The 19,812-nt window shown below is 49.4% G+C and carries 17 protein-coding genes; 8 read left to right on the plus strand and 9 right to left on the minus strand.

The window, feature by feature from the left end:
- Position 1 precedes the first annotated feature (1 nt).
- Together KTQ90_RS02040 and KTQ90_RS02045 are read right to left on the minus strand one after the other, a co-directional pair.
- Positions 2 to 520 carry a KdsC family phosphatase gene (locus tag KTQ90_RS02040; protein WP_217317041.1) on the minus strand — a complete coding sequence of 173 codons (519 nt, stop codon included), beginning with the start codon at positions 518 to 520 and terminating at the stop codon, positions 2 to 4.
- A gap of 31 nt (positions 521 to 551) precedes the next feature.
- Positions 552 to 1,322: a Rossmann-like and DUF2520 domain-containing protein gene (locus tag KTQ90_RS02045; RefSeq protein ID WP_217317042.1), complete on the minus strand. Its 771-nt coding sequence runs from the start codon at positions 1,320 to 1,322 to the stop codon at positions 552 to 554.
- Between the two features lie 226 nt (positions 1,323 to 1,548).
- Here KTQ90_RS02045 and KTQ90_RS02050 point away from each other — a divergent pair, with 226 nt between their 5' ends.
- The 4 genes from KTQ90_RS02050 to KTQ90_RS02065 all read left to right on the plus strand — a co-directional run bounded on the left by KTQ90_RS02050 (position 1,549) and on the right by KTQ90_RS02065 (position 7,566).
- Positions 1,549 to 2,406 (plus strand): GNAT family N-acetyltransferase, encoded by an 858-nt coding sequence (locus KTQ90_RS02050; protein ID WP_217317043.1) that lies wholly within the window; start codon positions 1,549 to 1,551, stop codon positions 2,404 to 2,406.
- A gap of 93 nt (positions 2,407 to 2,499) precedes the next feature.
- Positions 2,500 to 3,072: a xanthine phosphoribosyltransferase gene (gene xpt / locus KTQ90_RS02055; protein WP_022159128.1), complete on the plus strand. Its 573-nt coding sequence runs from the start codon at positions 2,500 to 2,502 to the stop codon at positions 3,070 to 3,072.
- On the plus strand, positions 3,072 to 3,980 hold the full coding sequence (locus KTQ90_RS02060) for a restriction endonuclease subunit M (RefSeq protein WP_217317044.1): 909 nt from the start codon (positions 3,072 to 3,074) through the stop codon (positions 3,978 to 3,980). The genes xpt and KTQ90_RS02060 overlap by 1 nt, the downstream gene beginning before the upstream one ends.
- A gap of 40 nt (positions 3,981 to 4,020) precedes the next feature.
- The gene (locus tag KTQ90_RS02065; RefSeq protein WP_217317045.1) at positions 4,021 to 7,566 is read left to right on the plus strand and encodes an Eco57I restriction-modification methylase domain-containing protein; all 3,546 of its coding nucleotides are present in this window, start codon (positions 4,021 to 4,023) and stop codon (positions 7,564 to 7,566) included.
- Between the two features lie 137 nt (positions 7,567 to 7,703).
- On the opposite strand, the gene KTQ90_RS02070 is transcribed toward KTQ90_RS02065, so the two are convergent.
- Positions 7,704 to 8,429 (minus strand): DUF5932 domain-containing protein, encoded by a 726-nt coding sequence (locus KTQ90_RS02070; protein ID WP_217317046.1) that lies wholly within the window; start codon positions 8,427 to 8,429, stop codon positions 7,704 to 7,706.
- Positions 8,408 to 11,938, minus strand: a complete 3,531-nt coding sequence (locus KTQ90_RS02075; protein ID WP_217317047.1) for a sensor histidine kinase — start codon at positions 11,936 to 11,938, stop codon at positions 8,408 to 8,410. Before KTQ90_RS02075 ends, KTQ90_RS02070 begins: the two co-directional genes overlap by 22 nt.
- A gap of 150 nt (positions 11,939 to 12,088) precedes the next feature.
- Between KTQ90_RS02075 and KTQ90_RS02080 the strand changes: the two genes are divergently transcribed.
- The 3 genes from KTQ90_RS02080 (at position 12,089) to KTQ90_RS02090 (ending at position 14,680) form a co-directional block, all read left to right on the plus strand.
- Positions 12,089 to 13,393, plus strand: a complete 1,305-nt coding sequence (locus KTQ90_RS02080; RefSeq protein WP_217317048.1) for a M18 family aminopeptidase — start codon at positions 12,089 to 12,091, stop codon at positions 13,391 to 13,393.
- Positions 13,394 to 13,405: 12 nt separating this feature from the next.
- Positions 13,406 to 14,155, plus strand: a complete 750-nt coding sequence (locus KTQ90_RS02085) for a class I SAM-dependent methyltransferase (RefSeq protein ID WP_254359314.1) — start codon at positions 13,406 to 13,408, stop codon at positions 14,153 to 14,155.
- A gap of 126 nt (positions 14,156 to 14,281) precedes the next feature.
- Entirely contained in the window at positions 14,282 to 14,680 is a 399-nt protein-coding gene (locus KTQ90_RS02090) for a BamJ family beta-barrel-assembly machinery protein (RefSeq protein WP_022159135.1), read from the plus strand.
- A gap of 65 nt (positions 14,681 to 14,745) precedes the next feature.
- Here the strand turns inward: KTQ90_RS02090 and KTQ90_RS02095 are convergent, their stop codons facing one another.
- A complete protein-coding gene (locus tag KTQ90_RS02095) occupies positions 14,746 to 15,345 on the minus strand; it encodes a Crp/Fnr family transcriptional regulator (protein ID WP_217317049.1) in 600 nt (199 codons plus the stop codon).
- A 72-nt stretch (positions 15,346 to 15,417) separates the two neighbouring features.
- A complete protein-coding gene (gene lepA / locus KTQ90_RS02100) occupies positions 15,418 to 17,199 on the minus strand; it encodes a translation elongation factor 4 (RefSeq protein WP_217317050.1) in 1,782 nt (593 codons plus the stop codon).
- An 83-nt stretch (positions 17,200 to 17,282) separates the two neighbouring features.
- On the opposite strand from lepA, the gene KTQ90_RS02105 reads away from it, so the two are divergent.
- Positions 17,283 to 17,684: a hypothetical protein gene (locus KTQ90_RS02105; protein WP_217317051.1), complete on the plus strand. Its 402-nt coding sequence runs from the start codon at positions 17,283 to 17,285 to the stop codon at positions 17,682 to 17,684.
- Between the two features lie 127 nt (positions 17,685 to 17,811).
- On the opposite strand, the gene menB is transcribed toward KTQ90_RS02105, so the two are convergent.
- The 3 genes from menB to KTQ90_RS02120 all read right to left on the minus strand — a co-directional run bounded on the left by menB (position 17,812) and on the right by KTQ90_RS02120 (position 19,798).
- Positions 17,812 to 18,639 carry a 1,4-dihydroxy-2-naphthoyl-CoA synthase gene (gene menB / locus KTQ90_RS02110; RefSeq protein ID WP_217317052.1) on the minus strand — a complete coding sequence of 276 codons (828 nt, stop codon included), beginning with the start codon at positions 18,637 to 18,639 and terminating at the stop codon, positions 17,812 to 17,814.
- Between the two features lie 49 nt (positions 18,640 to 18,688).
- Positions 18,689 to 18,940, minus strand: a complete 252-nt coding sequence (locus tag KTQ90_RS02115) for a TIGR03905 family TSCPD domain-containing protein (RefSeq protein WP_022159140.1) — start codon at positions 18,938 to 18,940, stop codon at positions 18,689 to 18,691.
- Positions 18,941 to 19,060: 120 nt separating this feature from the next.
- Positions 19,061 to 19,798: a YebC/PmpR family DNA-binding transcriptional regulator gene (locus tag KTQ90_RS02120; RefSeq protein WP_022159141.1), complete on the minus strand. Its 738-nt coding sequence runs from the start codon at positions 19,796 to 19,798 to the stop codon at positions 19,061 to 19,063.
- Positions 19,799 to 19,812: the final 14 nt, after the last annotated feature.

The raw sequence follows: 19,812 nt of genomic DNA on the forward strand, positions 1-19,812 counted from the left end.
ATCACCATCCGAAGGCTCTGCCTTCTGCCATCCATTTTCCTTGAGCCTTGAGCACTTGCTCAATGATATCGCGACCTACTCCACAACCGCCTCGACGCTGACAGATGTACTTGCTGACCGACTTTATTTCTGCGCTTGCGTCTGCCGGGCAGCAAGGACAGCCTACGAGCGACATCACTTCGTAATCTGGTATATCATCGCCTACATATATTACTTCGTCATCAGACAGCGAGTACTTAGCCTTGAACTCGTTATAGGTCTTTATCTTCACGCTACAACCCATATACAGTTCCTTCACTCCAAGCGCCTCATAGCGTTTGCGTACCGCCTCGGTATTTCCACCCGTAATGATGCAGACGTTCAGACCTACCTTACAGGCATATTGTATGGCATAACCATCCTTCAGGTTGGCAGTTCGCAGAGGTTCGCCTATAGGAGACACGGTGACAGTATCGCACGACAGCACGCCGTCCACATCAAATATTACGGCACGTATCTTTTTTAAATTGTAGTCAATCATTCTTCTAATCAAAACAGTTAAACACAAGCATTTACGCTCTATTCTTCAATATGTAATTGGACAGGACACTATACACCTCGCTCAATTCCTTGTCGTCTTCAAGCAAAGCAAGATGCTTGCCAACTACACCAACGTCTCCTCTCGAAGCTGGTCCAGTCTGCGCTTCTTTCGGATGTAATCGATGGAGTTTAGCCACAGTCTCATCGAGAAGCGGAAGCATCACATTAAAATCGAGTCCATGACGTTCGAGTATCTTTGCAGCCATAGTGTTGCACACATTAGCAAAGTTGCAGGAGAAAACCGCAGCAATGTGAAGCCATTTACGGTCAGCCTCCTTAAGTTCGCGAACATTATCGGAGAGACGTCGTGCCAACTCCATTATTATATCAAGCGTCTGCTGGTCGGAAGCCTCAACAAAACAAGGAATGGTTCTGAAGTTCACTTCTTTCTGCTTTGAGAAAGTCTGCATTGGATAAAGCACGCCATAATGCTCTGCTTTACCCATGAACAGACTCATCGACATTGTGCCAGCCGTATGTACAAAGACGCCATGCTTGCATCGGCTGCAAAGTTGTTCAATCACATCAAGCATTGCGTCGTCTTTTACAGACACTATATACACATCAGCATCCTTCATTACACTATTCCAATCGCTTGTAGCACAACTACCTACAGTTTCAGCGAGCGCTTCAGCCGAAGCAAGTGTCCTGCTCCATATCTGCGCTGGCGTTTCTCCTATCTTGGCAAGGGTTTTAGCAATGTTTGTTGCCACATTGCCAGCTCCTATCATTACTATTTTCATAAGTTCTTTTCCTGTTATAGCTACAAAAGTAAGCAAATGCGCAGAAAAAGCACAGAAAACGAGTCGATTTTTAAAAAAGATTTGCTATTTTTGCCACATGAAAGAAGAGGTTAGTGTTACTCTGATTACTAAAGCATCCGATTTGCCCGGCATAATATGCGATGATTTCTTTCAAAGTGTGGAGTTGTTCAAGATACTTGAAGCCACACCAAAACAGAAACCATACATGGCGTTAGCTACTGACGGGCAGGGACATATTGTGGCACATCTCTTGGCTGTAGTGTCTTACCACCACTTGCTGCTACCCCCGTTTACCTATTCGCATTGCCACATATATGGCGAGGGCGTTTATGCGCCAGAAGTAGAGAACAAGGAAGCTATCTTCTCTCTCTTCGTGAAAGCAATAACTGCCGAACTGACACACAAGCTGTGCCTGTTCATAGAGATAAGCGACTTGAGCAGCAAGATGTTCGGATATGGCAAACTGCGCGAGAACGGGTTCTTTCCAATACAATGGCAGAAAATACACAACTCGCTGCACTCAAAACATCCTTACGAACGTCTGCCCCAAAAGCTTCGCGACAAGATTTCGGCTGCAGAACAGCGCGGAGTGAAAGCCGCAACAATAGAGTCTGAAGGCAAAGAACTGCAGCAAGCCGTGAAGCTCATGCGCCACTACTTCAGACTGAAGCCTCGACGCACCGTGCGTAGCTGCAAGCTCTTCGAAAACCTGGCAACAAGCAAGCATTGCAAGATATTCGCAACAAAATACCGAAACCGTATCATCGGCACATGCGTTTGCTTCTTCTTCGGCGGCAACGCCTACATGTGGCAGTTGGCTTCGCGCCGCAAGAGTTTCATGATGCTCTACCCTGCTACATACACGGTATGGTCTGCATTGAAGTATGCACACGAGCATGGCTATGCACACATGTTCTTCCTTGATGCCGGACTACCTTTCAAGCGCAACCCCATGCGCGAGTTTATCCTCAACTTCGGAGGCAAGCAGGTTTCCGAATACCGCTGGTTCCGCATACAGTTTCCTTGGGTAGGCAGGCTCATGGATTGGTTCTATAACGAGTAACGGCATACAATGATAAAAGCATAGCATGCTTAAAAGATATATCTAACAGACAGACACCAAAACAATAAAAATATAAACAAAAACTCAATAACAATGAAAGCACTCATAGACAGAATTCAGAAAGACGGCAAATGCTACCCTGGTGGCATCCTCAAAGTAGACAAGTTTATTAACCACCAGATGGATCCTAACCTTATGAAGGACATCGCCGTGGAGTTCATACGCCGCTTTGCAAACACCAAAGTGAACAAGATTCTTACTATTGAGGCATCGGGCATTGCGCCGGCTATCATGATGGGATTTCTGATGAACCTTCCGGTTGTGTTCGCAAAGAAGAAGAAGCCGAACACGCTCGACAACATGCTCGCTACAAAGGTTACGTCGTTCACAAAGCAGCGCGACTACGACGTGGTTATCTCACGCGACTATCTCACTCCTGACGACCACGTTATTTTCATCGACGACTTCCTTGCATACGGCAACGCAGCCAAGGGCATCATCGACCTCTGCAAGCAGTCGGGAGCCACACTCGAAGGCATGGGCTTCATCATCGAGAAGGCATTCCAGGATGGCGGACAGTATCTGCGCGAACATGGTGTGCGTGTAGAGTCGCTCGCTATCATTGAGTCGCTCGACAACTGCGAGATTAAGATTAAAAACGCATAATGAGGAACGACCTTCAACTCCTCGAACTGCTCCTAAAAGACCAATCGCTCAGTTCGCCCGAGAGCAACTCATACATCTCTTGGGCAACTGACGATTACAGCGTTACTGACGCAGACAAAACGGGCGATAACAGCCCGTTTTCGTTTAATGCGCAGATAACACCGGAGCTGGTCAGCCACCATCAAGACCTTATACAGCCTCGCATAAAAAAACATCCATCCATGCAGACATCACGCTCGAAAAACCGTGCAGAGGTCTTCACACCAGCGTGGATATGCAATGCGCAAAACAACCTTGTCGATGAGCAATGGTTCGGCAAGAGAGATGTGTTCAATTCTGAACATATCGACGAGAACGGCGAACACGCATGGGTGACATCTCAACAGCCTGTCGTCTTTCCGAAGAACCGCACATGGATGTCATACGTGCGAGCAAGACGCATGGAGATAACCTGCGGAGAAGGACCTTATCTGGTTTCGCGCTACGACACAACAACGGGAAGACTGATTCCTATTGGTGAACGCATTGGCATGCTCGACCGCAAGTTCCGTATCATCAACGAGAACACTCCGTCAGAGCCAACAAAGGCAAATAAGCGCCAATGGATTCGCAAAGCCTACCAAGCACTTCAGTCGGTATACGGCTTCGACAGTCAGGGCGACAACGTCTTTCTGACGCGCGAGTCTGTATTTCTTTCGTTCTGCGAATACTACACAGAGCGTTGGCACCGACAGCCCCACCGCGACGCCGTCTTGAAGGCTGCAGAAATCATTTCATGGAATATATGGCAGATGGACGGACTGAACTTCAACGTTCCCAACTCCGACCGCGACGCCGTCATCATGGAATGGCATAACGCCGAACCGCTCGACGGCAAGAGAATTGCTTACAAAGACATAGTGAAATAGATATACGACTGAACAGTCGCAACTAAAATACTCAACAAGAATGATATCAACAGAAAGCATAGTATTCCGAGCAGAACAAGAAGAAGCTATAGACTTCACGGTGACGGCTCTGAAACGCTCACGCAAGGTGCTCTGGAATGCAAAGATGCGCTTCGGTAAGACGCTCTGCGCTATCGAAGTGGCACATCGTCTTGGATACAGACGCACACTCGTACTCACTCATCGCCCTGCTGTGCGACAGGAGTGGTTCGACTCTATAGAGAAACTGCAACTTGAAGGATGGACATACGGCAGCCGTACAACGTCTGCCATGTCTGAGGACGAGCGAAAGCGTCGTGGCGCGTCGTTTGCCGAACTTGAGGATGCTGCAAAAGACAAAGACACCCACTACGTCTATTTCGCATCTATGCAGGATTTGCGCTCTTCTAAACGCGTGAACCAGCAGAAGGGCATTGTGAAGAACGACGACGTGTTCTCGGCAAAGTGGGATTTCCTTATCGTCGACGAGGCACATGAGGGCATCACCACACGCCTCGGCAACGATGTTATAGCCGAACTGCAGAAGCGTCGCAGCATGCGCACGCTCTATCTCTCGGGCACACCATATAGTATACGCCAGAACTTCGACACCGCAGACGTATACAACTGGGACTATTGCATGGAGCAACGTGCAAAGGAGCAGTGGGACAGCTCTGCTGCCGGCACGCCTAACCCGTACGCTAACATGGCGCGAATGAACATCTTAACTTACAATCTGCGCAACACATTCGCTCCTTATTTCCTTACAGACAACGAGGGCTTCAACTTCGCAGAATTCTTCCGTGTTGACGAGGCTCAGATGTGCTTCGTGCATGAAGCCGACGTAAGAAAGTTCGTCAGCCTTCTCGCTACAGCTCCTCAGTATCCGTTCGCTAACGAGGCGCTGAGCCAGTCGCTCTGCCACACATTATGGTATATGCCGGGTGTGAATGCAGCGCGTTGTCTTGCGCAGATACTCACAGAGCAGACTGCCGAGAATCCGTTCCGCGGCTATAAGGTTATTAATGTAGCAGGCGACGGAGTATCTTCGCAGACTTCCCCGCTTGAGGAAGTGAAGACGGCTATCAGCAGCAACGAACGCACCATCACTCTCTCTTGCGGACGTCTCACAACGGGTGTTTCCATACCCGAATGGACAGCCGTGTTTATGCTCGCAGGTTCAGCCGAAACGGGTTGCGCCCACTACTTCCAGACCATTTTCCGTTGCCAGAGTCCGTATCGTGAGGGCATGAAAGCCGAATGCTACACCTTCGACTTCTCGCCTGTTAGAACACTCACAGCCATCGACCAGTATATCAGCAACAACATTGCTACGACCGATCACGAAGCACGCGTGCAGAAGCTCACCGAGTTCCTTCACTACTGCCCCACCATCATCGTAGACGGAGGCAAGCGCAACCAGATTGATACAGAAACGTTCATTCGCTATATCAACACCTCATACTCTACAAGCCTCATCCGCAATGGCTTCCACGGCGACTGTCTGTATACCGATTTGAACAATCTCGGCAAGAACGACATACGCCTTCTCGAAGAAGTGGCAGAGGCAATGGCTAATGCGGTGCTCGAGGAGCGCCGACAGAGAAGCAACGACATTCAGGCAGCAAAGAAGCCGGCGAAGAAGGCTAAGATCAAGGCTGCTGAAAACGCAGAAAAGCAGAACGAGGCGACAGCCACTCAGTCGAGAGAGGCTGCAGCTATGGCACGCCTCACCCCACGCCAGCGAGCAATAGCCATATTGAGCCAGATATCCACCCGCTTCCCTATCATGATTTACGGCACGGTGGACAACATCGAGGGTCTGACCATCGACTCATTTCTGCGTAACATCGACGCCGAATCGTGGCGCCATTTCATGCCGCGCGGCATCACCATGCAGCTCTTCAAGCGCCTTAAGCACCTCTACCGCGAAGACATCTTCGTGGCCACAGCCAAGGCTATCGTTGCACGCCTGCGCCATGCCGACACACTTGCGCCGGACGAGCGTGTGGCTGAGATTGCAAACATCCTCTCCGACTTCTCTTACCCCGACCGCGAGACCATTCTCACTCCGTGGAACGTCGTCAACCGTCATCTCTCCGACACGCTCGGCGGCTACTGCTTCTTCGACGACAAGTTTGAGAAGCCGCTCGCGCAGACACGCTTCGTATACAACGAGGGCGTAACAAACCGCACGCTGATGAATCCGAACGCACAAATCCTCGACATCTGCTCGAAGACGGGCCTCTACTCGCTCTACGTTGCCTACTCTTTATATAAGGTGCGTAGCAGCCAGTCGCAGGGTCTATTCGACATGCTGTCAGACCAGGAGTCATGCTCCATGTGGAAAGAGGTTGTTGAGCATAACGTGTTTGCTGTCTGCAAGACTGCCATGGCGGCATGTATCACACGCCGCACACTCGTAGGCTTCGACAACGACGTGAAGCCCAACATCATCACCATACCCGACCTCAACAGTCAGGTGATTGTGTACAAGACGAAACTTGCCAACACCCTCTGCGACCCACGTAACTATCCAAATACAAGCACAAACCAGAAAATGAAATTCGACGCAATCATAGGCAATCCGCCCTATCAGATGAATATCGGCGAGAAGAAAGACAACTACGGCATACCGCTCTACAACCAGTTTGTGGACATTGCCCGCCAGATACGCCCGCAATTCATCACGATGATAACGCCTTCAAGATGGTTTACCGGCGGACGCGGACTAGACCAATTCCGCCAGTCGATGCTTGGCGACACGCACATTCGTGCCATCTTCGACTATGTAGATTCTAAGGATTGCTTCCCTACTGTCGATATCTCTGGCGGTGTGAGCTACTTCCTGTGGGACGCTAAGCACAAGACCAACTGCCAGTTTACGAACCACTTCGGCGGCAACTCAAACACGCTGCCTCGCAAGCTCGACGAGTTCAATATCTTCGTGCGCAACAATGGTGCGCTTTCGCTCATCCACAAAGTGAAGGCCATGTCGAAGACCATGCTCAACGCGCAGATAAGTCCGCAGACTCCGTTCGGCTTCGTGTCTACATACCGCGGCACAGCGCAACCAGAAACTGACCCAACAGCCGTAATGCTGAAGTCGTCGGGCGATGCGTCGTACGTGCTGCGCGAGGACATCAAGAAAAATCAGCAATGGGTTGACCTACACAAGGTGATCTTCTCGAAGGCTACCTGCGAGCATGCCGGCACACCCGACCGTAACGGACAGTATCGTGTGCTCTCGGCTCTCGCCATCCTGCAACCACAATGTGTCTGCACGCAGAGCTATCTTGTAGCCGGCGCTTACGCCACAGCCGAAGAGGCTGAAAACCTGCTCACATATCTGAAGACAAAGTTTGTGCGCTACCTCATCCTGCAGACTATCACTTCGCAGGACCTCTCGCCGGAGAAGTTCATGTTTGTGCCGCTGCAGGACTTCACGAGCAAGTCGGATATAAACTGGAGTGCTGCTGTTGAAGAGATAGACAAGCAGCTTTACGAGAAATATAGTGTTGACGAGGCGGAAAGAAGCCTTATCGAAAACACTATTAAGGAGATGTAAAGTTATCGGATACCGAACGCCGCCCGATCGGACTGCGAACGCAACCCAATCGGGCGGCGGACGCAATCCGATCGGGCGGCGTTCGGTGTACGATGACTTTTCTTAAGCTAAGCAATAACAATCGGTGGGCTTAGCTTTTATGCTTCGTCAGAATAAAGATTGTTCACATCAAGAATGTTAAGTTCAAAAGCCTTAACAACAAGACGTGTTGCGTTTACTCCCATACCGCCATTGCCGTTAGGGAACAAGCGCTGCACCAGTTCGTTTTGTCTTTTCTCCAGACTCTTCACGCCGAACGGCATTGTGCGCAACTGCGAAATCTGGTCTTTCGTGTAACCTAAAGCCAAATGGCGCAGGAAACGCTCGTCGTATTCGTCAATCTCATAGCGTATCAGAACCTCCTGATGATCCATCTGCTGCTGTATTGTGTCGCAAAACTTGTCCACTATCTTCTTGAGTATGGGCTGGTTGAACACATATTTCTTGCCGTTCATCACGCTCAAAACATCGTCGCGGGTGAGCAGCTCGCCACTCTTAAGGATGATGCCGTCGCAATGGGCGTGCAGAGCGTCCACCCACAACTGCTCGTTGAGTATCTCGCCGGTGAAGATGAGCACCTTCACGTCCTTGTGTTCCGCCTTCAGTTTCTTGCAGATTTCGACGCCGATGGTTGTGCTGCCGCCCAGTCCGAGGTCGAGCAGCACGAGGTCGGGCTTGCTTGAAGCGAAAACTTCCCAAAACGAATCCTCAGAGTTAGCCGTAGCTATAATCTCAGCCTCCGGCACCTCGCTATGCAGAAGACCTTCCGTGCCCTTCAGTTCGAGCAGCACGTCCTCCACTATTATAACTTTAAACTTTTCCATATATCTTGCTTTATATAAATTACTATTATTGATGTTCCTTCTTTTGTGCGCTTTGTCTCCACGCCGCAACCGCGTGCACGGTAATACTCGCCCATGTCGCGCATAATCTGGCAGAGCACGAGGTAGTCGTACGTAGACTGCGGATTGCTCTCCGTCGGATATTGCGTGTCGAGATTGAAGATCAGCTTTATGTATCCGTTAGCGGCGTCCGTCTCTGAACGCTTCGGCGGCTTGCCTCCGTTAGCCCGTTTCAGCAATACGAGCACGTAACGCATCGCTACACTCGGCTCAAACGAAGACATCGCCTGCGCCACCTGAACGGTCTGGCTGAGCAGCGTTGTATACATAGTCTCGTAGTAGGACGCTATCTCATCGAGCGTAGCCAGCATTTCCTTTTCAGACATCTGAGCGTTGCCGCTACGAGCCTGCAATATCTGCTTCAGACGCGAGGGATAGAACATCGTCTCGTGCTTCAGCGTAGAAAGTCGGTTGTCCAGAATATTATTGATGACGTAAAGGCGGTCGCGGTTGACGGTGATGCGTTTGGTGTCCTCCTCAAGCACTACCAGTTGCTGCTCCATCGAAGCCGTCTTGTTCACATCCTCTGCAAGCACACCGCAGATACGCTCCACGATGTCTGATATGAGCGTGGTGTTCTTGCCCATCACCGCTATCTGTTTCGGAATCTTTATATCGTTCTTCCACAACGCTCTTATCTGCCTCATCTTCACATGCGACGAGAGCGTGTCCGACTGCAACAGGTCGTTTATCTGCCCGATGCGTTCTATGCACGAGTTGTAGAAGCGCTTGTGGCGATAGTAGAGGAAGTAGTAGGCGGGGAAAACGGCAAGCAACAACAGTACAAGCAGCACGATAGCCACGTTGCGGTTGTTCTCTGCCCGCTGCATCTTCTGCACATAGGTGGCTATAGAACGGTCGGCACTACTCTCGCGGAATAGTTTCGTGAACACCTGATTGTTGTACGTGTACAAGTCAATATCGTGCACGGCAAGTGCTGCCACCGCCACCTCGTTGCGCAGGGCGAGAAGCATGCTGTAGTCCATGCCCACGCTGTCGCGGAACCACTTCAGTTCGATGGCGTCGTCAGCATCCGCACCTTTAAGCAGCATGCCGCGCTCGCCGTTGCCAATAAGCAGGCTGTCGGCGAACAAGCGGTTGAGCACTCGCACGCAACTGTCAGAGAGTTGAAGCGTGCGCTGATAGTTGCCCGCTACATTATAATAATATATACTGTCTACGAGCGAGTCGGCTTGGCGTGTACGTTCGCTTTCGTTTATCACTTTTCCCGTCGGCACTGGCTTGGTGCACGAGCTGAGCACGCCAAGGAACAAGGCGCAAAGCATGAGAGCCTTCTTCACACCCTTTGGCAGTCGGAAGAAGACGCGACTACCCTTGCCCACTTCGCTCTCGGCCTCTATAGAGCAGACGCTGAAGAACGAACTCATCTTCTTGTACTTCTCTATGATACCCTTGCAGTTGAGGAGTCCGAAGCCATGTCCGCCCTCCTTTGTCGTGTCGTTGGAGTCGGTGATATAGCGTGGCTTGAAGAGTGAAGCGAGCTGTGCCTCGTCCATTCCCTTGCCGCTGTCTTTCACAGACACCTCTACATAATCGTCGGTCTCGACGGCATAGACGTCAATGCTTCCGCCGTTCGGCGTGAAGCGGCGTGCGTTCTCGGCAATGGTGTTGAGCATGAAGAGCGTCAGCACCTTGTCTGCTTTGACGACACTGTGGGTTGGAGAAATGTTGAGCCTGATGCCGTGGAGTTTGTATTCGATGTCGCTACTGCGGAGTGTGTCGAACAAGGCTTGCAGCTCGAAGCTCTCTATGCGCAGCACTATCTCGCCTTGCTTCAGTTTCACCCAATCGGTAAGCCGCTCATTGGTCTGCTCGATAGAAGACGCCAGCTGACCGATGTACTCGTAACGGAGGTTGCGCTGCTCGTCGGTCTCTTTGTCAGACGAAAGCATCTTCACCTCATGTAGCATACGATTGATGAGCGGAGCTACCGAGGATGCCAGCGACACCTTTGCGCGTTGCTCTATGTTCTTCTCAAGATAATGCTCGTACTGGTTCTGAAGGATGGCTATCTGCTCGCGCATTTCCTCGTAGCGTTCCTCGGTCTGTTCGTAATAGTCGGAACGCGTTTTCTGCCAATCGTTGAGCGGCTGCAGCAGACTGTCTATCGGGAAGCTGGCAGCTTCCTTCTTGGTCTTATAGATGAAGAACGCCATTGCCACAATGAGCAAGATGATGGCTACAATAACGATAGCGATCATGATGTCCTGCTTGCGCAGCGACGAGTCGAGCTGCTCGGCACGTGCCTCAAGCATACGGTCCTGGCGTGTGTACTCCTGCATGTCGAGATAGATATTGCGGTTGTAGTCGCTCAGCTTCTTGTTGTCGAGTGCGGAATAGACAATAGACATCTGCTCGCGTATGGAGGCAACGAGGTCGGGAGCAGCGTTTATGGTGGTGTCGTTGGCAATGGCATTATTAAGGCAGATAAGCGCCGACTTGTTGTCGCCCACCTTGAAGAAAGCCTCCGACAATGTGCGCCATGCGCCTGCAATCTGATAGACATCGCCATACTTACGGAACAAATCTAAAGCTCGCTCCGCAAGGTTGCCGGCAAGCAACGTGTCGGGCATATAGTCGACATTGAGAAAGTTAATCTCGGGGCGATAGTTCTTCAAGAGAAACTCACGCTTGCTCTCGTCCTGCAGTTTCTCGCTCAATGCCTGCATCGAGTTAGCCTCCCAATAGGTATAACCGCATTGGCGCGCAAGCATGTAGCAACGTATGAGGTAGTTGAACTCCGTGCGCAGTATCTTATCGTGCTGTCTGCCCAGCAATATTCCGCCAGAGCCAACATTATAATAGAACGTGAGCAACTGCGGCATATCGCTCATCAACAGCGCATCTTCCTCGATGCTCAGCACTGCCTCCGACGCTCCGCGCGGCTGTCCGATATAATACAAATAGGTGGAGAGCACAATCCAATACTCCGAACGGGCGTAGACAAAACGCTTGCGGTCGGCAGCCGACAGACTGGCGTACTCCTTCTCAATCTGCTCCATGTGCTGCAGGGCGTAATGACGCTCGTGATAGAAGTTCTTGTTCTGCGACTTGCGCTGGCAAAGACGCATCAGCTGCACACGACTAATCATCAGTTCTATTTCGTCGTCGGCATTTTCTACGACCTCGTCGAGTATTCGCTCGGCTTCTGCGTATTGCATCTTTGCGATGTAGTAGAAAGCCATGTCGTTCATGGCGTGAGCCCATTCCTTTGATTCAAAAGACGCCAACGACAAAGCCTTCCCTGCATATACCTTTGTCGAATCCAAGCTCTTATAATGCGCTTCGTATGATTTCTCGTTCAAAGCTACTACCTTTCCATCATTGGAGGCTGAACACGACGCTATAAGCATGACCAAACAAACGAGCCATGCTACAACGGCAATATATCGGGATTTGAATATTTTCATAGGCCAAATATTTAAATACAAAAGTATACAAAAAACTCCATTTACTTGCACACTCCGAAATAAAACTTTAACTTTGAAACGCTATATTATGTAGCTACCAAATTACGCCCTACAGTATTCAACATTATTCACGTAATAAAACAAACGACAATGATAAAACGACTTCTTTCTTTCCTTGACGCTTCGCCGGTGAACTTCCTGGCTGTCAAGAATATCGCAGACACTCTTCTTGCTAATGGTTTCCGCCGTGTAGACCCGTCACAGCCTTTAGGCGAGGTGAAGAGTGGCGACCGCTTCTTTGTTACCAAGAACGACTCTTCTGTATTTGCTTTCCGCATCGGCAACAAGCCTATTGCCGACGCCGGCTTCCACATGATTTGCGCTCATTGCGACTCGCCTACTTTCCGCATCAAGCCCAACGCAGAAATGCTTACCGAGGGCGGCATCGTGAAGCTGAACACCGAGGTTTACGGTGGTCCGATTATGTCTACATGGTTCGACCGTCCACTTACTCTTGCCGGTCGCGTGATTGTCAGAGGCGAGGACGTTATGCAGCCGCAGACTCTGCTGCTGCACATCAAGCGCCCACTCCTGCAGATAAGCAATCTTGCTATCCACTTCAACCGTCAGGTGAACGACGGCGTAGCTCTCAGCAAGCAGAAAGATGTGCTGCCGTTGCTCGGACAGATTACAAGCAAGCTCGAAGCCGGCAATCTCTTGATGAATGTAATTCTTGAGGAACTGAACAGCAACGCAGCAGGACGCGAGTTCTGCGCTAAAGACATTCTCGACTTCGACCTTTACCTTGCAGACGCAACTCCGGCGTGCACATTCGGCGTACACAACGAGTTTATATCTTCAGGACGTCTCGACGACCTCTCTATGTGCTATGCTGGTCTTGAAGCTCTTATCGCTTCAGATACGACCGACACAACGCAGGTGCTCGCACTCTTCGACAACGAGGAGACTGGTTCGCAGACAAAGCAGGGTGCAGGTAGTCCGTTCCTCTCATTCATGCTGAAGCGCATCGCTCTTGCTCAAAGCAATACTGAGGAGGCTTACTATCAGGCAGTGGAGCGTGCGTTCATGATTTCGGCTGACAACGCTCACGCTTGGCATCCTAACTATCCTGAGAAATACGACCCAACTAACCATCCTATGCTCGGCGGCGGACCGGTTATCAAGTTCAATGCTGCACAAAAGTATGCTTCTGACGCTGTTTCGGCTGCAGTATTTGCAGGTCTTTGCGAGAAAGCGGGCGTTCCGTGTCAGCGTTTCGTAAATCATAGTGATGTAGCTGGCGGAAGCACATTAGGCAATATCCTTGCTTCGTCTATTCCGCTTCGTGGTGTGGATATGGGCAACGCTATCCTTGCTATGCACAGTTGTAGAGAGACGGGAAGCGTGGCTGACCATGTATACTGCGTGAAGGTATTTACAGAATTCTATTCGTAACACCTTCGCCTCATGACATTGAAGACATTGAACAAAACGACTATAGACGCTTCTCACGACCCGATGGGCAGCGCTATCAGCGACTACTATAAGAACGGAAGAGCGGCACATCTGCGTGTGCTCTCTTCCATGTTCGAAGAGGACGAAATGCCGGTTGAGCATCTGTTCCGATCTGAACAAGAGATGCCACAGCTTGAAAAGCGTGCATTAGAGATTGTACGTGGCAAGGTGTTGGATATTGGTGCAGGAGCCGGATGCCATGCGCTTGTGTTGAAGAAAAAGGGATTTGAGGTGAAAGCCATTGATGTGTCGCCGCTAAGCTGCGAAGTAATGAAGGCTCGCGGAATAGAAGATGTGGAATGTATAAACCTCTTCGACCCTCAGCTGCAAGGCAAGTTCGACACTATTCTTTTGCTTATGAACGGCACGGGCATTGCAGGCAAACTCGCGCGCTTGCCGATGCTGCTCAACCGCTTGAAGGAACTGATGGCTGAAGGCGCACAGATTCTTATCGATTCAAGCGACTTGAAGTATATTTACGAAAACGAGGACGGATCAGTGGATATTGATCTCGGAGGCAGCTATTATGGTGAGGTTGACTATCAAATGGTCTACAAGAACATAAAAGGCGACTCGTTCGATTGGCTATACGTGGACTCTACACTTCTGAAAGCAAGTTGCGAGCAATGCGGACTAAGCTGTAATGTTATAGAGGAAGGCGATCATTACGACTATCTCGCACGGATTACGTCTACACAATAATAAAACGCCAGATTAATCAATATTAATTGATACTCTAATTAACAGAAATCGATACTCTAATTAATAGAAGACGACGCATTAATCATCAATATCAATTCATATAACAACCAATATTAAATAGAAAGAATGAACAAACGCGAATATGCTAAGGCAAACCTCGACTGGCTTGCTGCAAAAGCTGAAGAAGAAGGTGTGATTGCGCTTCCGGAAGGTATATATTATAAGGTGTTGAGCTCAGGAAACAACGACGGAAAGCATCCTACTCCACGCTCCATCGTTACGGCTCATTACACCGGTCGCACAATAAACGGCAAGAAATTCGACTCAAGTCGTGGTGGCGCTCCTATTGCGTTCCGCTTGAGCGATCTGATAAAGGGTTGGATAGTAGCCATGCAACAGATGTGTGTAGGCGACAAATGGGAAGTGTATATCCCTGCAAATATGGGATACGGCAAGTTCTCGCAGCCAGGAATACCTGGCGGTTCGACACTTATATTCGAAATAGAATTATTAGGAATAGCGTAGCAATTGCTACACTATTCCTTTTTTATATACTTCATCAAGAACTTTGAGTATACTTGATAAGACAATTAGTCGAGCAACGTTGAAGCTCTTACACGCGACAAAGTTTCTGGTGTCATCTGCAAATAGCTTGCTATGTATACAAGCGGAGCGCGAAGCACCACCTGCGGCATAAGCTTACATAACTTCTTGTAACGATCCTGTGCAGTCTCGAAGCGCACAAGGTCGGCATGTACCTGAGAAGTAATAAGGCTCTCCTCAAGAATTTTGCGATAGAGAATCTGTATGTTGACGTTATGCAGAGCCACTCTCTCAAGGTCCACCTTAGGAATAGCATACACGACAGTAGGTTCGAGGGTTTCTATCTGGAGATGTGTAGGTTCCTCCTTAAAGAGGCTTTCTATACACATAACGATAGTATGATCCTGCGCAAGATGTTCTGTCACTTCCTTGCCATGCTTGAAGTAGAACTGGCGCATCAAACCACGGTCGATGTAGTAAAAGTTACGGCACACGTCGCCCTCCTTAAGCACCAGTTCACCTTTCGGGTACTTAATCGGAACAAGAATGCTTTCGAGAGCATCAAGCTCTTCATGCGTCATAGTACTGTATCTTCGCGCTAACTCGCGAGCTACGTCGCGGGTATTGGCGTTGAACTTCTCTTTCATAAGATACTTTCCTTTCTATTCTATTTTTTAGTAAACAAGTTGAGTTTATATGTAGTCTAATAGACAAGTCTCTTAGTCGAGTTTAAGCACGGCAAGGAATGCCTTCTGCGGCACTTCCACGTTACCGATTTGCTTCATGCGTTTCTTACCCTTCTTCTGCTTCTCAAGCAACTTACGCTTACGGCTAACGTCACCACCGTAACACTTGGCTGTAACGTCCTTGCGCACACACTTGATGGTCTCGCGAGCCACAATCTTTGCGCCGATAGCTGCCTGAATTGCAATATCGAACTGCTGGCGCGGGATAAGGTCTTTCAACTTCTCGCACATCTTGCGTCCGATTGTAACGGCATTGTCCTGATGTGTCAATGCAGAGAGTGCGTCTACCGGCTCACCGTTGAGCAGAATATCGAGCTTTGCAAGACGCGACGGACGGAAACCGTCGAGATGATAGTCGAACGAAGCATATCCCTTGCTTATCGACTTCAACTTATCGTAGAAGTCGATGACAATTTCGCCCAACGGAAGCATGAAGTGCAACTCAACACGATTGCCACTAACGTATTCCTGATTGATAAGTTCACCACGCTTGTCGAGACAGAGCGTCATAATCGGACCGATAAAGTTGGTGGTTGTGATGATTGTTGAGCGGATGTACGGCTCTTCAATATGGTCAATCATTGTCTGTTCCGGCAATCCTGACGGGTTATGAACTTCCTTTACATTGCCATGCTTGTCATAAACCATGTACGACACGTTGGGAACAGTTGTGATTACGTCCATATTGAACTCACGATCAAGGCGTTCCTGCACAATCTCCATGTGCAAGAGTCCGAGGAAGCCGCAACGGAAACCGAAGCCAAGCGCTACCGACGACTCGGGAGAGAACGTGAGCGAAGCGTCATTAAGCTGCAACTTCTCAAGCGAAGCACGCAGATTCTCGTAATCATTCGGGTCGATAGGATAAACTCCGGCGAACACCATCGGTTTCACTTCCTGGAAACCTGCAATCGCCTTGTCGCATGGTCGTGCTACGTGAGTGATTGTATCACCCACCTTAACCTCAGTAGCATCCTTGATACCCGAAATAATATATCCTACCTCACCTGTCTCAAGTACATCGCGAGGCACCATATCCATTTTCAGCACACCAACCTCATCGGCAACATATTCCATACCGGTGTTGAAGAACTTCACTTTATCACCCTTGCGTATCTCGCCATTCTCTATCTTGAAGTAAGCGATGATACCACGGAACGAATTAAACACAGAGTCGAAGATAAGCGCCTGAAGCGGAGCTTTCGTGTCACCATTAGGATGCGGCACTCGCTCTACGATTGCAGCAAGCACTTCGTCGACGCCCTCACCAGTCTTACCCGATGCGCGCAGAATGTCTTCACGCTTACATCCGATAAGCTCGATTATCTCGTCCTCCACCTCATCCGGCATTGCGCTCGGCATGTCTATCTTGTTGAGCACGGGGATAATCTCCAAGTCGTGCTCAATAGCCATATAGAGGTTAGAGATGGTCTGTGCCTGCACACCCTGTGTAGCATCGACAACGAGCAAAGCACCTTCGCAGGCAGCAATGCTTCGCGACACTTCGTAAGAAAAGTCGACGTGCCCCGGAGTGTCAATAAGATTCAATATATACGTTTCGCCATTATGCTTGTACTCCATCTGGATAGCGTGACTCTTGATGGTTATACCACGCTCACGCTCCAGATCCATGTTATCCAACATCTGGCCTTCAGTTATCTTGATAGTTTGTGTACGCTCCAACAATCGGTCGGCAAGTGTCGACTTGCCATGGTCGATATGAGCAATAATACAGAAATTCCTTATATTATTCATTGATATATATCAGTTTTTACATGCAAAATTACTTATTTTTTCTGACAATTAGGTATCTTTGCACAAGAAAAACAACTAAGAAAATGAAAACGTTTTTATATTGCGCCATAGCAAGTGCCATGCTGCTCTGCAGTTGCCACGAGAGTATTGAAAAACGCGCCCAGCGCGAGGCCCGTGAATACACGGAAAGAAACTGCCCCACTCCGGTTCTCAACTACATGCGTACGGATAGTGTTGTCTTCGAAATGAACACGAGGACATACCATTATTATTGTTCGATAATGGACGAGTTGGACGACGCTAAAGTATTCGAAATGAACCGCAAACTTATTGTCGACAACTTCATGAAGCAAATTGACGAAAGCACAAGTCTGCGCGCCTACAAGAGCGAAGGTTTCAACTTTGCATTGACTCTGCACTCGGGCAAGGACTCGAAAGTGAAGTATTTCGACAAAGTGTACACGCCGAAAGAGTACAACAAGTAAGTTGAGAATCGAGAGTTGAAAGTTGAGAGTTGAAAGTTATGATATGTAAAATTCCAACAATTTCAAAAACAATAATTGGTAATCATAACTCCCAATTCTCAATTCTCAACTCTCAACTGGACAAACTCTACGGCAGTTTCGGATACTTGCTGAAGTCGGGCTTGCGCTTCTCAAGGAACGCCTTGCCACCCTCCTGCGCTTCATCAAGCATATAATAGAGCATTGTTGCGTCACCGGCAAGTTCCTGAATACCAGCCTGACCGTCGAGTTCGGCATTGAGACCTGCCTTTATCATACGTAGAGCGAGAGGCGAACGCTCCATCATTGTCTCAGCCCACTCTACGCAGGTGTCCTCAAGTTCATCGAAAGGCACAACCTTGTTGACCATCCCCATTCGCTCAGCCTCAACAGCCGAATATTGACGGCAGAGGAACCAAATCTCGCGAGCCTTCTTCTGACCTACGATGCGAGCCAGATAGCTTGCGCCGAAGCCAGCGTCGAACGAACCCACCTTAGGTCCGGTCTGTCCGAAGATTGCGTTATCGCTTGCAATGGTTAGGTCGCACATCAAGTGAAGCACATGACCGCCACCGATAGCGTAGCCGTTGACCATAGCGATAACCGGTTTAGGCAGCGAGCGGATCTGCTTCTGCACGTCGAGCACATTAAGACGAGGCACGCCATCCTCACCAACATAACCGCCGCGTCCCTTCACGTGCATGTCGCCACCCGAGCAGAACGCCTTATCGCCTGCGCCGGTAAGGATTACGACGCTGATGCGCTGCGCCTCACGACACCATGCGAATGCCTGCGACATCTCCCATGTAGTGCGCGGTGTGAATGCGTTGCGATAGCGCGGACGATTGATCGTTATCTTCGCTATGCCATTATATTCTTCGAAGAGTATCTCCTTAAAGTCGAAACCTTCAATGGTTTTCCAATTTCTTGTCTCCATATATTTTTTTTTATTATATTAGGTGCGTCACGTAAGGACGGCACCGAAGTTAATAGCCCATCTGCTCCAAGGCTGCAGCAAGCTGGTCAGGACAACTTGTGTCCTTACTGCCGCAGGTGATGCCCTTGAGCGTCTGCTTTATCTCTGCAGCCGGCTTACCGACAGCGAGGGCGCAGATACCCTTAAGGTTGCCGTTGCAGCCGCCGAGGAAAGAAAGGTTGCGGATGATGCCGGCCGCATCAACGTCGATAGTGATAAGTCGGCTGCATGTGCCGCAGGTTACGTACTCCAAATGATTCATGCCTAATATTGTTATCTTCTAAAGCGTTCCGCAGGAACAACACTTGCGGAACATCTGTTGTCAACTAAAAAAAGAGTGGCTGTAGCCAACCACTCTTTTCAATATTTTTTATTCTTACTCTTACTCAGCCTCTTCCGGCTTCATGTTTGTGTAAACGTTCTGTACATCGTCAAACTCCTCAAGGCGCTCAACCATCTTGTCGATGGTAGCACGCTGCTCAGCGTCAAGGTCCTTAAGGTCGTTAGGTACGTATGTGAACTCGCCACCGATATCTTCAAAGCCCTGCTCCTCGAGGAACTTCTGGATTTGTGCGTAAGCCTTTACATCGTCACCGTAGATAGTGATTGTGCCTTCCTCGTCGTCCTCGTCGAACTCGTCCTCAACGTTGAAGTCGATGAGCTCAAGAATAAGCTCTTCCATGTCCACGCCGTCTTTCTTCTTAAAAGTGAACACGCACTTGTGGTCGAAGAGGTAAGAAAGCGAACCAGTTGTACCGAGTGTACCGTTGAACTTGTTGAACACCGAGCGAACGTCGCCTACAGTACGTGTAGTGTTGTCGGTAAGTGTGTCAACGAAGACAGCGATGCCATGAGGGCCATATCCCTCGTATGTTACTTCCTTGTACTCGCTCTGGTCCTTACCCATAGCGTTCTTGATAGCACGCTCGATGTTATCCTTCGGCATGTTCTCGCGCTTACATGTAGCGATGATAGAACGGAGTGACGGGTTGTTCTCAGGTTCCGGACCGCCTGCCTTAACAGCGATAGCGATCTGCTTGCCCAGACGGGTGAATGTCTTAGCCATGTGGCCCCAACGCTTCAGCTTTGTAGCTTTGCGGTATTCAAATGCTCTTCCCATTTTGTTTTATATTG

It is taken from the genome of Leyella stercorea, assembly GCF_019052365.1.
Taxonomy (GTDB): Bacteria; Bacteroidota; Bacteroidia; order Bacteroidales; family Bacteroidaceae; genus Prevotella.

What these genes read in the sequence shown, in the direction of transcription:
- KTQ90_RS02040 (WP_217317041.1), bottom strand. Translation starts at nt 520, where the DNA reads ATGATTGACTACAATTTAAAAAAGATACGTGCCGTAATATTTGATGTG.
- KTQ90_RS02045 (WP_217317042.1), bottom strand. Translation starts at nt 1,322, where the DNA reads ATGAAAATAGTAATGATAGGAGCTGGCAATGTGGCAACAAACATTGCT.
- KTQ90_RS02050 (WP_217317043.1), top strand. Translation starts at nt 1,549, where the DNA reads ATGGCGTTAGCTACTGACGGGCAGGGACATATTGTGGCACATCTCTTG.
- xpt (WP_022159128.1), top strand. Translation starts at nt 2,500, where the DNA reads ATGAAAGCACTCATAGACAGAATTCAGAAAGACGGCAAATGCTACCCT.
- KTQ90_RS02060 (WP_217317044.1), top strand. Translation starts at nt 3,072, where the DNA reads ATGAGGAACGACCTTCAACTCCTCGAACTGCTCCTAAAAGACCAATCG.
- KTQ90_RS02065 (WP_217317045.1), top strand. Translation starts at nt 4,021, where the DNA reads ATGATATCAACAGAAAGCATAGTATTCCGAGCAGAACAAGAAGAAGCT.
- KTQ90_RS02070 (WP_217317046.1), bottom strand. Translation starts at nt 8,429, where the DNA reads ATGGAAAAGTTTAAAGTTATAATAGTGGAGGACGTGCTGCTCGAACTG.
- KTQ90_RS02075 (WP_217317047.1), bottom strand. Translation starts at nt 11,938, where the DNA reads ATGAAAATATTCAAATCCCGATATATTGCCGTTGTAGCATGGCTCGTT.
- KTQ90_RS02080 (WP_217317048.1), top strand. Translation starts at nt 12,089, where the DNA reads ATGATAAAACGACTTCTTTCTTTCCTTGACGCTTCGCCGGTGAACTTC.
- KTQ90_RS02085 (WP_254359314.1), top strand. Translation starts at nt 13,406, where the DNA reads ATGACATTGAAGACATTGAACAAAACGACTATAGACGCTTCTCACGAC.
- KTQ90_RS02090 (WP_022159135.1), top strand. Translation starts at nt 14,282, where the DNA reads ATGAACAAACGCGAATATGCTAAGGCAAACCTCGACTGGCTTGCTGCA.
- KTQ90_RS02095 (WP_217317049.1), bottom strand. Translation starts at nt 15,345, where the DNA reads ATGAAAGAGAAGTTCAACGCCAATACCCGCGACGTAGCTCGCGAGTTA.
- lepA (WP_217317050.1), bottom strand. Translation starts at nt 17,199, where the DNA reads ATGAATAATATAAGGAATTTCTGTATTATTGCTCATATCGACCATGGC.
- KTQ90_RS02105 (WP_217317051.1), top strand. Translation starts at nt 17,283, where the DNA reads ATGAAAACGTTTTTATATTGCGCCATAGCAAGTGCCATGCTGCTCTGC.
- menB (WP_217317052.1), bottom strand. Translation starts at nt 18,639, where the DNA reads ATGGAGACAAGAAATTGGAAAACCATTGAAGGTTTCGACTTTAAGGAG.
- KTQ90_RS02115 (WP_022159140.1), bottom strand. Translation starts at nt 18,940, where the DNA reads ATGAATCATTTGGAGTACGTAACCTGCGGCACATGCAGCCGACTTATC.
- KTQ90_RS02120 (WP_022159141.1), bottom strand. Translation starts at nt 19,798, where the DNA reads ATGGGAAGAGCATTTGAATACCGCAAAGCTACAAAGCTGAAGCGTTGG.